This window comes from Gordonia sihwensis NBRC 108236 (assembly GCF_000333035.1).
Lineage (GTDB): Bacteria > Actinomycetota > Actinomycetes > Mycobacteriales > Mycobacteriaceae > Gordonia > Gordonia sihwensis.
The window spans coordinates 44,069-58,472 of record NZ_BANU01000025.1 but is presented as its reverse complement, the minus strand read 5'-3'; the positions used below and the strand labels follow the sequence as shown (position 1 = coordinate 58,472).

13 protein-coding genes are annotated in these 14,404 nt (G+C 67.6%); 8 read left to right on the top strand and 5 right to left on the bottom strand.

Annotated features, from left to right (window positions below; genetic code table 11):
• Positions 1-32: 32 nt before the first annotated feature.
• Positions 33-1,589 (bottom strand): DHA2 family efflux MFS transporter permease subunit, encoded by a 1,557-nt coding sequence (locus GSI01S_RS14325; protein ID WP_006897309.1) that lies wholly within the window; start codon positions 1,587-1,589, stop codon positions 33-35.
• A gap of 12 nt (positions 1,590-1,601) precedes the next feature.
• Positions 1,602-2,036: a MarR family winged helix-turn-helix transcriptional regulator gene (locus GSI01S_RS14320; RefSeq protein ID WP_231875647.1), complete on the bottom strand. Its 435-nt coding sequence runs from the start codon at positions 2,034-2,036 to the stop codon at positions 1,602-1,604.
• A gap of 126 nt (positions 2,037-2,162) precedes the next feature.
• On the opposite strand from GSI01S_RS14320, the gene GSI01S_RS14315 reads away from it, so the two are divergent.
• The 4 genes from GSI01S_RS14315 (at position 2,163) to GSI01S_RS14300 (ending at position 4,972) form a co-directional block, all read left to right on the top strand.
• Positions 2,163-2,663 carry a glutathione peroxidase gene (locus tag GSI01S_RS14315; protein WP_039867746.1) on the top strand — a complete coding sequence of 167 codons (501 nt, stop codon included), beginning with the start codon at positions 2,163-2,165 and terminating at the stop codon, positions 2,661-2,663.
• Between the two features lie 80 nt (positions 2,664-2,743).
• A complete protein-coding gene (gene purS / locus GSI01S_RS14310; RefSeq protein WP_006897306.1) occupies positions 2,744-2,983 on the top strand; it encodes a phosphoribosylformylglycinamidine synthase subunit PurS in 240 nt (79 codons plus the stop codon).
• Between the two features lie 7 nt (positions 2,984-2,990).
• Complete coding sequence (purQ, locus tag GSI01S_RS14305) at positions 2,991-3,671, top strand: phosphoribosylformylglycinamidine synthase subunit PurQ (RefSeq protein WP_006897305.1); 681 nt, start codon at positions 2,991-2,993, stop codon at positions 3,669-3,671.
• Positions 3,671-4,972 carry a M18 family aminopeptidase gene (locus GSI01S_RS14300; protein ID WP_006897304.1) on the top strand — a complete coding sequence of 434 codons (1,302 nt, stop codon included), beginning with the start codon at positions 3,671-3,673 and terminating at the stop codon, positions 4,970-4,972. Before purQ ends, GSI01S_RS14300 begins: the two co-directional genes overlap by 1 nt.
• 11 nt (positions 4,973-4,983) lie before the next feature.
• On the opposite strand, the gene GSI01S_RS14295 is transcribed toward GSI01S_RS14300, so the two are convergent.
• Positions 4,984-5,841 (bottom strand): SDR family oxidoreductase, encoded by an 858-nt coding sequence (locus GSI01S_RS14295; protein ID WP_006897303.1) that lies wholly within the window; start codon positions 5,839-5,841, stop codon positions 4,984-4,986.
• 131 nt (positions 5,842-5,972) lie between these two features.
• Here GSI01S_RS14295 and GSI01S_RS14290 point away from each other — a divergent pair, with 131 nt between their 5' ends.
• Entirely contained in the window at positions 5,973-6,368 is a 396-nt protein-coding gene (locus tag GSI01S_RS14290; protein WP_006897302.1) for a winged helix-turn-helix transcriptional regulator, read from the top strand.
• 13 nt (positions 6,369-6,381) lie between these two features.
• Here the strand turns inward: GSI01S_RS14290 and GSI01S_RS14285 are convergent, their stop codons facing one another.
• On the bottom strand, positions 6,382-7,692 hold the full coding sequence (locus GSI01S_RS14285) for a PQQ-binding-like beta-propeller repeat protein (protein WP_006897301.1): 1,311 nt from the start codon (positions 7,690-7,692) through the stop codon (positions 6,382-6,384).
• Between the two features lie 254 nt (positions 7,693-7,946).
• Here GSI01S_RS14285 and GSI01S_RS14280 point away from each other — a divergent pair, with 254 nt between their 5' ends.
• The 3 genes from GSI01S_RS14280 to GSI01S_RS14270 all read left to right on the top strand — a co-directional run bounded on the left by GSI01S_RS14280 (position 7,947) and on the right by GSI01S_RS14270 (position 12,589).
• The gene (locus tag GSI01S_RS14280; protein ID WP_006897300.1) at positions 7,947-10,487 is read left to right on the top strand and encodes an ATP-dependent Clp protease ATP-binding subunit; all 2,541 of its coding nucleotides are present in this window, start codon (positions 7,947-7,949) and stop codon (positions 10,485-10,487) included.
• A 130-nt stretch (positions 10,488-10,617) separates the two neighbouring features.
• Complete coding sequence (locus GSI01S_RS14275) at positions 10,618-11,580, top strand: hypothetical protein (RefSeq protein WP_081598126.1); 963 nt, start codon at positions 10,618-10,620, stop codon at positions 11,578-11,580.
• 106 nt (positions 11,581-11,686) lie between these two features.
• A complete protein-coding gene (locus GSI01S_RS14270; protein WP_006897298.1) occupies positions 11,687-12,589 on the top strand; it encodes an SGNH/GDSL hydrolase family protein in 903 nt (300 codons plus the stop codon).
• 140 nt (positions 12,590-12,729) lie between these two features.
• Here GSI01S_RS14270 and GSI01S_RS14265 read toward each other — a convergent pair whose 3' ends face one another.
• Positions 12,730-14,187, bottom strand: a complete 1,458-nt coding sequence (locus GSI01S_RS14265; protein WP_006897297.1) for an acyltransferase — start codon at positions 14,185-14,187, stop codon at positions 12,730-12,732.
• Positions 14,188-14,404 lie beyond the last annotated feature (217 nt).

The following is a 14,404-nucleotide window of genomic DNA, read 5'->3' as shown; positions in this document are numbered from 1 at the left end:
CGGGGGCGTCACTGTCGGTCGGCTGATCGCGATCAGTGGAGCGCGACCGGCACCGGCTGCTCCTCGGTGTCGGCGGCGACCATCTTCTTGCGGGGCAGGAAGAAGGCGGGGATCAGAGTCAGGGCCACCAGCGCCGTCGCCACGATGAACGTGTTGCCGTACGTGGACGCGATGTCGGAGATCACGTTCTGGCCTGCCGCGCCGACCGCGGCGGGATCCCGCACATCGACGCCGTTCTCGATCATCGCGTTCATCGTCTTGGTCTGGTCGCCTCCGGCCTGCATGATCGCCCGCGACAGCGGGGCGAGCATGGTGGTGAAGATGACCGTGATGACGGCGGTGCCGATGGACGACGAGGTCTGCTGAATCGCGTTCATCAGAGTGGAGCCGTCGGCGATCTCCGAACCCCGCAGGGTGGCCAGCGACGCCGACATGATCGGCATCATCGTCATGCCCATGCCGAGGCCCTGGACGAACAGCGCGAGGCACAGGAACCAGTACGAGGTGTCGGTGCCCAGCGTGATGAACGCTGCCACGCCGACGGCGATGAGGACCAGGCCCGCGAGGACGAACTTGCCGGGACCGATCTTGTCGGTCATCTTGCCCGCGATCGGCATCGTCAGCATCGCGCCCAGGCCCTGCGGCGCCAGGAGCAGGCCCGCCATCAGCGTCGACTCTCCTCGCACCACGATGAAGTACTGCGGGTACAGCAGCGACGCGCCGAAGAAGGCGATCGCGAACAGCGACATCGTGATCACCGATACGCGCAGGGTGGAGTTGCGGAACAGGCGCAGGTCCAGCAGCGGGTTGGTGGTGCGGAAGGCGTGCCAGACGAAGGCGATGATCAGAATCGCGCCGACGATCATCGGGCCGTACACGCGCGGCGTGCCGAAGGTCCGCTCCTCGGCGCTCGAGGAGACGCCGAACAGGAACAACGCCAGACCGGGCGAGAGCATGAGAAGGCCGGGGAAGTCGATCTTCTTGCCGGGCTCGGCGCCGCCGCCGGGCAGCGCGAAGAAGGCGTACACGAGGGCGATGACACCGATCGGGACGTTGATCAGGAACACCCAGTGCCACGAGGCGATCTCGATCAGCCATCCGCCGAGGATCGGGCCCATGATGGGGCCGAGCAGCATCGGGATGCCGAGAACTGCCATCACCGAGCCGACGCGCTCGGGCCCGGCCGCGCGGGTCATGATCATCATGCCGATCGGCATGAGCAGACCGCCGCCGAAGCCCTGGAGCACGCGGAACGCGACGAGCGAGCCGATGTTCCAGGCCATCGCGCACAGGACCGAGCCGATCAGGAACAGGATGAGCGAGGCCATGTAGACGCGTTTGGTGCCGAAACGCGATGCGGCCCAGCTGGCGGTCGGGATCACCGCGGCCAGCGCCAGGGTGTAACCGGTCATCGACCACGCGGCACCGGCCGAGGTGGTGTCGAACTCGGACATGAAGGTGGGCTGAGCGACGGCGACGACGGTCACGTCGAGGATCGACATGATCGCGCCGAGCACCACCACGCCGGCGACGATGAAGACGTCACGTCCCAGCTTGTCGCTCGCGGTCCCCGGTGGGGATGAGGTCATGAGGTTCTCTTTCTAGGTTCGTGAAGAGTCGGCGAAGGATGGGGTGGGAGGAAGCGCATCCAGTGCGCTCGACAGCGCCGAGGCGAGGTCGCCGCGGACGTCACTGGGAATCTCGGCGACGAGGTCGGCGAGGTCGTCGTCCCGCATCCGGAACTGAGTCGCGATCATCTCGCGCCCGTGATCGGAGAGGGACAGGCGCTTCACCCGGCGATCGCACTCGTCCTCCCTGCGGGTGACGAGATCGAGCACCACCAGCCGGTCGGCCCCGCGGCCGGCCGCGGCGAGCGACAGGCCGACGGCGTCGGCGAGTTCGTTCACCGACAGGTCGTGATCGCAGCGGGACAGGACCATCAGCATCCGGAGCTGCGAGAGGGTCATGTCGGTGGCCGCCACGCGGTCGACGGTGTTGCAGGAGGCGCGTGCCGCGACCCGCTCGAGAAATGCCACAAGAGCTCGGGTGCAGGCCTCGACGGAAGTATCGGATTCGGACACCTCGAAGAACTTACGCTGGCGCAACTATTGCTGCAACGCAATGAGTGGTGAGTTGCCTCACCGGTGTTTAGGCTGTGGGACATGGGTCACTCCAACATCAAAGACATCCCCGTCCGTGCCCTCGACGGCAGCGATTTCAGCCTCGCCGGCCTGCCCGGCCCGCTGCTCGTGGTGAACGTCGCCTCCAAGTGCGGTCTCACTCCGCAGTACACGGCGCTCGAACAGTTGCAGAAGGACTACGGTCCCCGCGGGCTCACCGTGGTCGGCGTCCCGTGCAATCAGTTCATGGGTCAGGAGCCCGGCAGTGCCGACGAGATCGCGACCTTCTGCTCCACCACGTACGGCGTCACTTTCCCGCTGCTGGAGAAGACCGACGTGAACGGCGCCGATCGGCATCCGCTGTACGCCGCGCTGACCCAGACACCCGACGCGGACGGCGAATCCGGCGACATCCAATGGAACTTCGAGAAGTTCCTCGTCGACGCCGACGGCACGGTGCTGCGCCGCTTCCGTCCGCGCACCGAACCGGGCTCCCCGGAAGTGATCGGGGCCATCGAGGCGGCGCTCAGCGACGCCTCTTGAGCCAGGTAGAGTAGGCGCGTAACCGTTCTGCCCGCGTGGGTGGGACATTCGAGACCATCGGTGTGAGGAGCAGTGCCCGAATGGCGCGTGTAGTGGTCGATGTGATGCCCAAGGCCGAGATCCTGGACCCGCAGGGCCAGGCCATCGTCGGAGCGCTGGGGCGCCTCGGATTCGCGGGCGTGGCAGACGTCCGTCAGGGCAAGAGGTTCGAGCTGGAGGTGGACGGCACCGTCGACGACGCCGCCCTCGAGCGGATCGCCGAAGAGCTCCTGACCAACACGGTCATCGAGAACTTCAACGTCACCCGCGTCGCGGAGTAGCGGCCACATGACTGCTCGCATCGGAGTCATCACCTTCCCCGGCACCCTCGACGACGTCGATGCCGCTCGCGCGGTCGACGCGGCCGGCGGCGAGGCCGTGAGCCTGTGGCACGGCGACGCCGACCTCAAGGGGGTCGACGCCGTCGTCGTTCCCGGCGGCTTCTCGTACGGCGACTACCTGCGCTGCGGGGCCATCGCCAAGTTCGCCCCGGTGATGGGCGAAGTGGTGGAGGCCGCTCAGCGCGGCATGCCGGTCCTGGGGATCTGCAACGGTTTCCAGATCCTCTGCGAGGCCGGGCTCCTGCCGGGAGCGCTCACCCGCAACGAGGGACTGCACTTCATCTGCCGGGACCAGTGGCTCCGTGTGGAGTCGAACACCACGGCGTGGACCTCGCGCTACGAGGTCGGCGCTGAGATCCTCATTCCCCTGAAGTCGGGCGAGGGACGCTACGTCGCCTCCCAGCGCCAACTCGAAGAACTCAAGGGTGAGGGCCGGATCGCGTTCACGTATGCCGGCGACAACCCGAACGGTTCGAGCCTGGACATCGCGGGCATCGCGAGCGCCGACGGTCGCGTGGTGGGTCTCATGCCGCACCCGGAGCACGCCATCGAGGCGCTCACCGGCCCCAGCGACGACGGTCTCGGTCTCTTCTACTCGGCACTGGACGCGGTGCTCGCGGCCGTCTGATGACGGTCGACACGACTGCGACGGCGGCGGGGCTCGGTGACTTCATCGACGCCTCGCCGTCGCCTTTTCACGTCTGCGCGACCGTCGCCGCGACCCTGGACGCCGCTGGGTATCAGCGGCTGTCGGAGACCGATTCCTGGGCCGGACCGGACGGAGCCGCGTCGAATCCCGCCTCGGGCAGGCACTACGTGGTCCGCGGCGGCTCGATCATCGCCTGGGATGCCTCGGCCGCCGCTGACGACCCGCGCTTCCGGATCGTGGGCGGCCACACCGACAGCCCCAACCTGCGCGTCAAGCAGAATCCCGATCGCGTCAGCGCGGGTCTGGCGACCGTCGCGCTGGAACCGTACGGCGGCGCCTGGCTGAACTCGTGGCTCGACCGCGACCTCGGTCTGTCGGGCCGGCTGGCCTACGACGCCGGCGGAACGGTGGCCTTCGAGCTGGTCCGGATCGACGAGCCCATCCTGCGCATCCCTCAGTTGGCGATCCATCTGTCGGAGGACCGCAAGGGCGTGAGCCTGGACCCGCAGCGGCATGTCGACGCGATCCGCGGCGTCGGAGAGGCGCAGCCACTGCTGGCCTTCGTCGCGGACCGTGCCGGGCTCGACGCCGACGCGGTGCTCGGCTGGGAGTTGATGACGCACGACGTCGCGCCGTCGCGGATCGTCGGTGCGGCGGGGGATCTCCTGAGCGCGCCGCGACTGGACAATCAGGGCACCTGCTACGCCGGACTGCGCGCACTGCTCGACGCGGGATCGGGCGAGCGGTCGGGTGCGATCTCGATGCTGGCGCTGTTCGACCACGAAGAGGTCGGCTCGGGGTCGGAGCGCGGGGCGTCGTCGGACTTCCTCGTGACGGTGTGCGAACGGATCGTCGCCGCGTCCGGAGGTGATCGCGACGACTTCCTCCGCACGATGGCCGCCAGCGTCTGCGTGTCGGGCGACATGGCGCACGCGACGCATCCCAACTACCCCGATCGCCACGAACCGTCGCACCGCATCGCGGTCAACGGCGGTCCGGTGCTCAAGGTGAATCAGAATCTGCGGTACGCCTCCGACGCCATCGGCGAGGCCGAGTTCGCGCTGGCGTGCCGAGACGCCGGCGTGCCGCTGCAGCGATACATCCATCGCGCGGACCTCCCGTGCGGTTCGACGATCGGGCCGCTCACCGCCACGCGTACGGGGCTGCTGACCGTCGACGTCGGCGCACCTCAGCTCGCGATGCACAGCTGCCGCGAGTTGATGGGAGCCGACGACGTTCCGATGTATTCGGCGGCGTTGGCGGCCTTCCTGCGTCGGTAGCCGCCCGGGGCTCAGTTCAGTGCGGCCTCGATGACCTCGGTGAACGGTGTGCCGGGTCGGCCTCGGAGGTCGGCCAGATCCGTCGAATCGGAGTCGAGGGCGCCCTTGCCCGCCCCGGTGTCGGAATCGGCGAGGACGGCGGCGAATCCGGCCGGAACGCCGGCCGATTCCAGCGCCGCGGCGTATTCGGCCTCCGGGAGATCCCGGTAGGTCACCGGGCGACCGGAGACCGCCGCGAACGTCGCCGCGATGTCGGCGTACGTGAGGTGCTCGGCGCCGGCGAGTTCGTACACCGCGCCCGCCGGAGCGTTGATCAGCGCCGCGGCAGCGGCGTCGGCGTAGTCGGCACGCGCCGCGGGTGCGACCACACCGTCTCCGGCGCTGCCCGCGAAGACTCCCGACTCGACGGCGGGCGCCAGCGAGCGCGCATAGTTCTCCGTGTACCAGCCGTTGCGCAGCAGCACCGTGTCAATACCGCTCGCCGCGAGGAGCTTCTCGGTCTCGCGGTGTTCGTCGGCCAGGACGAGCGGTGACGAATCGGCGCGCAGGATGCTCGTGTAAGCGATCAGGCCGACCCCGGCGTGCGTGGCCGCTTCGATCACGTTGGTGTGTTGCGGCAGGCGTCGACCCACCTCCGAACCGGACACCAGCAGCAGCTTGTCGACGCCCGCCAGCGCGGTGCGCAGGGCCGGCGGATCGGCGTAGTCGGCGACGCGCACGGTGACGCCCGCAGCCGCCAGGCCGCTCGCCTTCGTCTCGTCGCGGACCACGGCGACGATGTCGGAGGCCGTGACGCCTCGCTCGATCAAGGAGTGGACGGCGGCGGAGCCGAGTCCGCCGGTCGCGCCGGTCACTGCGTACCTGGTCATGGGGAGTCCTCTCGTGGTCGGCGTAATGATGACGCCGATGAATTTGCGCTGTCAATTCATCATGCACTTACTAATAGTAATGTGCAATGGTGATGGTAAGCACATAGCGTCCAGGAGGGTAGAATGGCCGCATGAACGACGCGCAGCCCACGGAGAACATCGTCGACCCGTCTCTCGAGGCCGACGTCTTCTCGCGGAACTGCTCCTCGCGCGAGATCCTCCAGAACGTCACCAGCAGGTGGGGCCTGCTCGCACTGGTGGCGCTGCTCGACGGCGAGCTCCGGTTCAACGCGCTCCGCAGGCGGGTGGACGGCGTCAGCGAACGAATGCTGTCGGTGACCCTGCAATCGCTCGAGCGAGACGGCTACGTGCGGCGGGAGATGCTGCAAGCCATTCCGCCGCGGGTGGAGTACTCGCTCACCGAGGCGGGCACGCAGGTGGCGCAGCGGCTCTCCGGGTTGATCGAACTCGTGGAGGCCCAGGTGGACGAGGTCGCCGGGGCGCGTGCCGCCTACGACGGGCGCTGAATCCGCGTCGATGTCAGTTCGGTCGCAAGGCGGTGAGTGTCGCGCCCTCGCTCAGCACGATGTAGCCGTCGACGTCACGGGCCGATCCCAGCACAGTCCGGTTCCAGAGCTGCGCGCCCGAGTCGATGTCGTAGGCCGTCAACTGGTTGGGGTTCGCGAACACGGCCACATCGTCGGAGGCGCCCACGCAGGAGGAGGCGTCGATGGCGGCGTCGGGATCATCGAGCGCCGGGGGCGGCATCGCGCCGCGCCGCGCACCGTCGGCGAGGTCGAAGAACACGCGTGAGCGATCCTTGCGCGCCACTGACAGCACTCGGCCGCACGGCCGGGCGTTCGCCTTCGACAGTTCGGGATCTCCGATCTGCCAGAGCCCGTCGCCGGTCGCCGGATCGACGATCTCGTAGTGCCCGGCGGCGTCGAGAGACGACCCCTCGCCGGCGGGGGCGATCACCGGGAGCGTCGACGGTCCGCGGAGCACACGCATGCGCCGCGCCGTTCCGACGGCCTCGTCGCTGACGCCGGCCTCGGTGAAGGGATGGAACGAGACCGACTCGGCGCCGTACGCCGTGTCGGTCACCGCGATGCCGGATTCGAAGACGTCCACCGTGCACTGGGTGCAGGAGATCCGGTCGGTACCGTCGGCGGGGTCGATGACGTGATGTGCGTCGTCGGAGGTGTCGACGATGAGAGCGCCGTGCGCCTTGCGGACCTCGGCGGCGCCGGCGAAGGTGCGGCTCCACGCGGTGGCGCCGTCCGGTGATCGCAGACTGACCTGGTAGCCGCTCTGATTGACGTGCACGAAGTCGGGACCCAGGCCGAGAACCGCGGCGGTGTCGTCGCCGTCGGCGGTGCGGGTGAGGGATCCGTCGTGTTGATCGACGAGGTAGAACCCGTTCTCCGGCCCGTCGATGCGCAACCGAACGGCGCAGCCGATCTGACGGCGGTCGTTGATCGAGCAGTCGCCGAAACCCGCGTCGACCGGGGAGTTCCACTGCGGCTCGCCCGACCGTGCGTCGATGAGCATGAACTCGTGCTTGATGCCGACCGGGTACGAGATCAGCCAGCGGTGGCCGTCGGTGGCCGCGACCGTCGCCGGCCCGCTCATCCCCGGCAGCGTGCCGTCGTCGAGCGTCCACGCCGCGTCGGGTTCGGCGGAGTACGAGCGCAGCACGCCTTCGATGGAGGCGTCCGGTGCGGATTCCGGGGTACCGGACAGGACCACCCCGGCGGTGACGACCAGCGCCGCGGCGCCGAGGGCTGCGACCGCCGCCATGCCTCCGGGCAGGTGTGACAGGCGGCCCGCGAACGAGGAGCGCGAGGACATGCAAGACAGTCAATCACGGGCTCCGGCCGGGTGGTCGGAGCACCGTTCGCTCAGGGCGTATCGGGCCGGGAACATCCCCCTTGAGCGTTGCGTTGTCAACCACAGAACCCCGTCGCAGTACACAGCCGAGGACTGAGGACAGATGTAACTGCCTCGTCGCCTCCCGGGACCACTACAGTGGAGGCAGGGCTGGTCGCCGGAGTACGTCACACTTTCGTGACAGCGGCCGGGGCGCAAGCAATAGAGGGAGAACAATGTTCGAACGGTTCACCGACCGCGCACGCCGGGTTGTCGTCCTGGCGCAGGAAGAAGCGCGGATGCTCAACCACAACTACATCGGTACCGAGCACATCCTCCTGGGACTCATCCACGAGGGTGAAGGCGTCGCGGCGAAGGCGCTCGAGTCGCTCGGCATCTCGTTGGAGGCGGTTCGCAGCCAGGTCGAGGAGATCATCGGCCAGGGCCAGCAGGCGCCGTCGGGTCACATCCCGTTCACTCCGCGCGCCAAGAAGGTGCTGGAGCTGAGTCTGCGCGAGGCCTTGCAGCTCGGTCACAACTACATCGGCACCGAGCACATCCTGCTGGGTCTCATCCGCGAGGGCGAAGGCGTCGCCGCGCAGGTGCTGGTGAAACTGGGCGCCGACCTGAACAAGGTCCGCCAGCAGGTGATCCAGCTCCTCTCGGGCTACCAGGGCAAGGAGCCGGCCGAGGCGGGTACCGGCGCGCGGTCGTCGGAGTCGGGCACACCGTCGACCTCGCTGGTCCTCGATCAGTTCGGCCGCAATCTCACGACCGCCGCGAGCGAGGGCAAGCTCGATCCGGTGATCGGCCGTGAGAAGGAGATCGAGCGGGTCATGCAGGTCCTCTCGCGCCGCACCAAGAACAACCCGGTGCTCATCGGTGAGCCCGGCGTCGGCAAGACCGCCGTGGTCGAGGGGCTGGCGCAGGCGATCGTCAACGGCAACGTCCCGGAGACGCTCAAGGACAAGCAGCTCTACACGCTCGACCTCGGGTCGCTGGTCGCGGGCAGCCGCTACCGCGGCGATTTCGAGGAGCGCTTGAAGAAGGTGCTGAAGGAGATCAACACCCGCGGCGACATCATCCTGTTCATCGACGAGTTGCATCAGCTCGTCGGCGCGGGCGCAGCCGAGGGCGCGATCGACGCCGCCAGCATCCTGAAGCCGAAGCTGGCGCGCGGCGAACTGCAGACCATCGGTGCCACCACTCTGGACGAGTACCGCAAGTACATCGAGAAGGACGCCGCGCTCGAGCGCCGCTTCCAGCCGGTGCAGGTCGGCGAGCCGTCGGTGGAGCACACCATCGAGATCCTCAAGGGTCTGCGCGACCGCTACGAGCAGCACCACAAGGTGTCGATCACCGACGGTGCCCTCGCGGCTGCGGCCACCCTCGCCGATCGGTACATCAACGACCGCTTCCTGCCGGACAAGGCCATCGACCTCATCGACGAGGCCGGCGCGCGGATGCGCATCCGCCGGATGACCGCTCCGCCGGACCTGCGCGAGTTCGACGACCGCATCGCCGAAGCGCGCAAGGAGAAGGAATCGGCGATCGACGCCCAGGACTTCGAGAAGGCGGCGAGCCTCCGCGACAAGGAGAAGCAACTGGTCGCCGAGCGCGCCGAGCGCGAGAAGCAGTGGCGGGCGGGCGACCTCGACGTGGTCGCCGAGGTCAACGACGAGGAGATCGCCGAGGTCCTCGGCAACTGGACCGGTATCCCGGTGTTCAAGCTCACCGAGGAGGAGACCACTCGTCTGCTCCGCATGGAGGACGAGCTGCACAAGCGGATCATCGGCCAGGAGGACGCCGTGGCGGCGGTCTCGCGTGCGATCCGCCGTACTCGTGCCGGACTCAAGGATCCGAAGCGTCCGTCGGGCTCGTTCATCTTCGCCGGACCGTCGGGTGTCGGTAAGACCGAGCTGTCGAAGGCGCTCGCGAACTTCCTGTTCGGTGAGGACGACGCACTCATCCAGATCGACATGGGTGAGTTCCACGACCGCTTCACCGCGTCGCGACTGTTCGGAGCCCCTCCCGGCTACGTCGGTTACGACGAGGGCGGCCAGCTCACCGAGAAGGTGCGCCGCAAGCCGTTCTCGGTGGTCCTGTTCGACGAGATCGAGAAGGCCCACCCGGAGATCTACAACACGCTGTTGCAGGTGCTGGAGGACGGTCGCCTCACCGACGGTCAGGGCCGGACCGTGGACTTCAAGAACACGGTGCTGATCTTCACGTCCAACCTGGGCACGTCCGATATCTCCAAGGCTGTCGGCATGGGCTTCAGCAAGGACGACGGCCGCGGTTCCAACTACGACCGGATGAAGCAGAAGGTCAACGACGAGCTCAAGAAGCACTTCCGGCCTGAGTTCCTCAACCGCATCGACGACATCATCGTCTTCCACCAGCTGACGCAGGACGAGATCATCAAGATGGTCGACCTGATGATCGGCCGCGTGGAGGCGCAGTTGAAGAACAAGGACATGGATCTGGAGCTGACGGAGAAGGCCAAGAACCTCCTGGCCAAGCGCGGATTCGACCCGGTGCTGGGTGCGCGGCCGCTGCGCCGCACCATTCAGCGCGAGATCGAGGACCAGCTGTCGGAGAAGATCCTCTTCGAGGAGATCAAGGCCGGCCAGATCGTCGTCATCGACGTCGAGGGCTGGGACGGAGAGGGAACGGGCGAGGACGCCACGTTCACCTTCACCGGATCCGACCGCCCGCGGGCGATCCCGGATGCCCCGGCGGAACTGACCGAGGCAGCCGACGGCGAGGCGGGCTGACAACCGTCTGATACAGAATTTCGGCTCCCGCACGGGTCTCACAGACCGGTGCGGGAGCCGAAATTTTTGCGTCCGCGGCCTTACGATGATGCGAAAGCCGCGACATCAGTCGCAGACATCAGGGGAGCTCATGACTTTCGGACAGCAGCCGTTCCAACCTCCGCAGCCGCCGCCCGCACAACCCGCCTCACCGGTGGCCGCGTTGCTGGCACCGACGGCGCCGCCGTCGTCGACTCGGACGATCGTGGGTGCTGTCGCCGCTGTCGGGGCTCTCGTTCTCATTGTCTGCAGCTTCTTGGCGTGGGTCTCGGGGTCCGCTAAGAGCGAGCAGAGCCTCGGTACGGCGAGGATCGCCGTGGGAATGGACTTCACGGTGACCGGCATGGGCTCCGGTGACGCGTCGTTGTACGTCATCGAAGCGCCCGACATCGCCCGCGCCGCGATGGAGAACCAGATCTCGGCGCAAGAGGACTCGTTCTCCTCCGATGCCGATGAGAAGGCGAAGAAACCGGGTATCTGGATGATCGTCTTCGGAGTCATCGTCGCGGTGGGCGCGGTGCTGCTGCTGATCGGGCGCTACTCCGGCATCGGCGCGCTGGTGGCCGCGGTGGGCGGTCTCGCGGCCACGATCGCGGGCATCGTGTTCGTCGCCGACCCGACGGGCGCGGTCGGGATGAAGACGAGCAGCGAGATGCCGCCCGGCGCCGAACTCGGCGCTGCGTACGGGTTGTGGCTCGTGCTCGCGGGCGCGTTGGTGACGTTGGCGGCGGGGGCCGCTGCGGTGCTGCTCACGATCCGTCCGGGCCTGTTCGGCGGTAAGCCCGCCGCAGGCGCTGCAGGTCCGGCACAGTCTTTCGGCCAGCCCCAGTATGGGCAGCCCCAGTACGGGCAGCCCCAGCAGCCCGGACCCCAGCAGCCGGGACCGGGGCACTACGGGCAGCCGCAGCAGGGCTACGGACAGGCTCCGGGTGGATTCCCGCCGCCGCAGCCCGGCCCGTACCCGCCGGTGCAGCCGCCGCAGCCGGGCGCGTATCCGCAGCAGCCGCCGCAGACACCGCCGCACGGACAGGGTGGCGTTCCGCCGCAGCAGTAGAGCCCGGACGTCTGATGACGAACCGGGGGTGGGATTGCTTACACGGAACGGCGACAACCGGATCCGATTAGGGAATTCCACAGCTGAATATGTGAAACTCTCCTCCATGCGCTCTTCGGTCAATCGTCCCGCGGCGGTCGCCGCTGTGGTCGTCGCGGTCGTGGTGACCGCGGTGGTCGGATTCGCCCTGTCGAACTCCCGGGGAGCGGCCGGCCCGAGCTCGGCATCGGTGGTCGGAACGGCAGGTCGTACCGCGCCGCCGGTCAACTACGTCGCGATGGGCAGTTCCTTCGCGGCGGGCCCGGGTGAGGGGCCGGTGGTCGATCGGCGTTGCCTCCGTACCGGCGACAACTATCCGCACCAGGTGGCCGCACGGCTCGGTATGCGCCTGATCGACGTGACATGCTCGGGTTCCACCGCGGCGGAACTGGTCACCGGACCGGTGCGTAAGCACGGCAAGATCCGTCCGCAGGTGGAGGCCGTCGATCACAACACCCGCTTGGTCACCATCACGACGGGCGGCAACGACATCGACTTCGTCGGCCGCATCATCGCTCAGGCCTGCAATAACATGCGTGCGCTCGGACTGGCTCACTGCGGGTCGGGACGGATGCCTCCGCCGCCGCCCGGCCCGGCCGACTTCGGCCGTCTCGAGCAGTCGCTGGTGAACGCGGTGGAAGCGGTGCGGGCGCGCTCTCCGCTGGCTCGCGTGGTGCTCGTCGACTACACGCCGGTGGTGGCGATCGATGCACCGCCCTGCCAACTGTTGCCGCTGCTGCCGTGGGAGGTGGAGCAGGACGCCCAGATCGCCGCTGAGATGTCCGCGGTGAATCAGCGGGTCGCCGACCGTACCGGCGCCCAGCACGTCACGACCGCCTCGCTCGCGCCCCTGCATTCGGCCTGCGCGGCCGAACCGTGGATCCGCGGCTACGGCAACAAGATGGTGTTTCATCCGAATGCCGCGGGAAAGACCGGCATCGCCGATCTCGTGGCCGCGGCCGTGCGTTGACTCGTGATGACCACGATGTGGGCGCACCCAGCGTGAACGCCCGGGGGAAGCGGGAACTGCCCGTTCAGTGAAGAACGTTCAGCGAAGAAGGACCCCGGCTCGCCGAGCCGGGGTCCTTCTCGATGCAGTGGATCAGGCCGTCAGGGACGCGCGGGCTTCGCGTCGTGCGCCGCGTTGCTCTGCTTGACGCCCACGACGATCGCGGAGAGCAGCAGCAGCGCGCTGGTCGCCGTGATCAGGACGCCGAGTTCGGTGTTCACCGACTCGTACACGCCGAACCCGATCGTTCCGCCCACCACTGCGACGAACGACGACCGGCCCCAGCGCTGGATGCGCCAGTCGATCCGTTCGCGTCCGGTGGTGATGAGGCTGATCGGACTGCGGCGGAGTACCTCGACGAGGTAGACGGTGCCGAGAACGGTGACGAGGTAGGTCAGCAGGAGATTGATCCACAGCGGGGCGTCGAGGTGCTCGCGTGAGCTGACCAGGACGGTCGAGAGCACGATGACGTGCGCCAGATAGATGCCGAACGACCGGTCCGCGGCGGTTCGCATGAACCTGTCGGCGATCGAGCCCGAGCTCCGCCTGTCCTGCCAGATGGTTCCGCAGACGTACAGGATCACGATGATCGCGACGAAGGCGAACGCGTTGTGCACCATGAAGACGTTGGTGGCACGGAACATCTCTTCGCCCTGGTCGACGTTGTAGACGAAGTACACCAGGGTCACGATGATCGTCACGAGGGCGACGAGCACCAACGGCCGGCGGAAGCGCCTCATGAAGCCGCTGAAGGCCTCGTAGTGATACGCGGCCAGGCAGCCCGCGAGGATGAAGAACTGATACGGGAACAGCGTGACGCCGAGGTAGCGCCAGATCAGGCCGGGCACACCGCTCTCGAAGAAGGAGAGCGGCGGACGCACCATGTGGAACAGCAGCCAGATGTGGAACGTCAGGCTGGCCGCGAGCAGGTACCGGTGGTATCCCCAGGTCCGCTTCAGAACCCACAGGACCGCCGGGAACACCAGATAGATCTGCATGCTCACGGACAGGAAGTACAGGTGGTAGGCGGCGTTGCCGGTGATCAGGTCGTACGCGAGACTCTTGAGTGCGAGGCGCTCGGAGGCGCCGTCGGTGAAGATGCCGCGGATCGCGTCCCAGCCGCCCTGCTGGTAGTGGCGATTGGTCCAGTAGAACAGCGACCACACCACGAAGGGCAGGCCGATCAGCTTGTAGCGTCTGCGCCAGAAGGTCGGTGCGTGCAGTTCGCGGTTGCGGTACTGGTAGGTGAGGACGAAGCCGGTGAGCGCGAAGAAGCAGTAGCGCGTGTACCGCAGGAGCAGACCCAGACCCTGGGCCGCCATCGCCGTCGCGGGGGCGAGCCCCAGGATGACGTGGTCGAGGATGACGCCGCCGAAGGTGAAGAGACGGACGAAGTCGATCTGGTAGAGATGCCCGTCTTTCTTCTTCTTGACGGGGGCCGGCACCTCAGCGGTGTCCGCGGGCTGCGGTGTCTGCGTGTCCGTCGGCGCCGAAGGCTCCTCGATTGCGTCGGGCCGACGCTCGGGCGCGTCGTCGATCTTCGGTTGGGCGTTTACCACCTGGCTACCCTGTCTTGTCGTTCATTCACCTGGCTCTGGTGCTGCTGCTGTGGCGAGGGTACTAGCCCAGGCTGGGTAAACACACATCAGCAACGGCGTCGATGTCCGTTCGGTCACGTTCGCCGGGCCCGTCCCTGGGGATTTGCAACGTTCTGATTCCGAAACGTCCGCCCAGGGTTTCGGTATGTCGGCCATGACGGGATACTCTGTGACAGAA